Annotated in this window: 1 protein-coding gene; it reads right to left on the bottom strand. The window is 66.7% G+C overall.

The genetic code is table 11. From position 1 onward, the window contains the following. Positions 1–398: 398 nt before the first annotated feature. A protein-coding gene (locus AC069T_RS37965) for an IS5 family transposase (protein ID WP_478787083.1) occupies positions 399–1207 on the bottom strand; the annotation gives its coding sequence in 2 pieces (ribosomal slippage) (positions 399–857 and positions 860–1207; 807 coding nt in all). Positions 1208–1428: the final 221 nt, after the last annotated feature.

The raw sequence follows: 1428 nt of genomic DNA, 5'->3' as shown, positions 1-1428 counted from the left end.
GGCTCCGGCTACGGGATTCTGTGTCGTCCGTGCCTTATCGGCATGCGAGTCCTCTGGGCGGATCGGTCATGGTGACACGGGTTGGCTGCCGGAGACCCGCCGTACTGTTGTACAACAGGTTACTGTCGGTAACCTTATTGGTCCGTACCAAAGTTGGGTCTCTAAGGCTTCATTACACGCCGCTTAAGGCACGGATAACCGATGGCTTCCATCTGAGGTTCTGAGGCGGTGGAGGGAGGGGCAGGTTGCCTTTGCGAGGCCGTTGGCATCGGTGACCGCTCCGCCGTGACCGTGGGGTGGGATCGACCGGCGAGGAGGGTGCGAGCAAGCGGTCACTTCGTCGTAGCTTCGGGTTTTGAGGGGGCCTTCGCAGCCGTGGCCGGGCCTTAGACGTTGTTTCAGTTGGTGAGTCGGCGGTAGCTGATGAGGGCTGCGGCGATGCCGACGAAGGCCAGGAAGTGCTCGGCCCTTCGCTCGTAACGGCGGTGCAGCCTTCGGCATCCGCCCAGCCAGGAGACCGTTCTCTCGACGACCCAGCGGTGTCGGCCGAGCCGCGTGGACGACTCGATGCCCTTGCGGGCGATGCGGTGGCGGATGCGACGCTCACGAAGCCATTTCCGCAGGTGGTCGTAGTCGTAGCCCTTGTCTGCGTGGAGCTTGGCCGGACGCCGGCGGCGCGGGCCGCGGCGGGAGCGGATGGGCGGGATCCCACGCACGAGCGGTTCCAGGCCGAGGCTGTCGTGCATGTTGGCGCCGGAGATGCCCAGCGACAGCGGCACACCGTTTCGGTCGGTGATCAGGTGGATTTTCGATCCCGGCTTGCCGCGGTCGGTCGGATTCGGTCCGGTCAGTGGCCCCCTTTTGCCGCCCTGACGCTGACGGAGTCGATCGCACACCGCGACCAGTCCAACTCGCCCCGAACGCCGAGCTCGTCAAGGATGACGCGGTGCAGCCTGGCCCACACCCGATCCCGGCTCCACTGGGCGAAGCGCCGGTAGACGGTGGGCCAGGCCGGCCCGAACACCGGAGGCAACTGCCGCCACGTGCAGCCCGAGGTGGCCACGAAGATGATCGCTGCCAGGCATGCGCGGTCACCGGCCCGTCGGCGGCCGCCGCCTTGCGGTCGTATGACCTCCGTCGGCGGGACCACCCGCCGGAACAGCACCCACAACTCGTCCGGCACCAACCGCTCCACCAGATCCGCCATGCACAGCTCAACGAGCGATCACGCCATCAGAAACGGCGTCTAAGCCGTTCTTCTTCGCGGACGAACGCAGTCGGCTGCGCGGCATCTTCCCCGCTGAGGTGGTGGCGGAGACCTATGTGGTCGATCTGCTGCCGGCCCGGCGCCCCTAACCGCCCTTTCCGGATGTTCCGTGTCCGGCCGATCACGTGTGGCCGGCGACGAGTTGGGTGACCAGCCCCTTG

The sequence above is a fragment of the Streptomyces sp. NPDC043867 genome, from assembly GCF_056435845.1.
The sequence above is the reverse complement of the archived record's forward strand: the minus strand, read 5'-3'. Positions and strand labels throughout refer to the sequence as shown.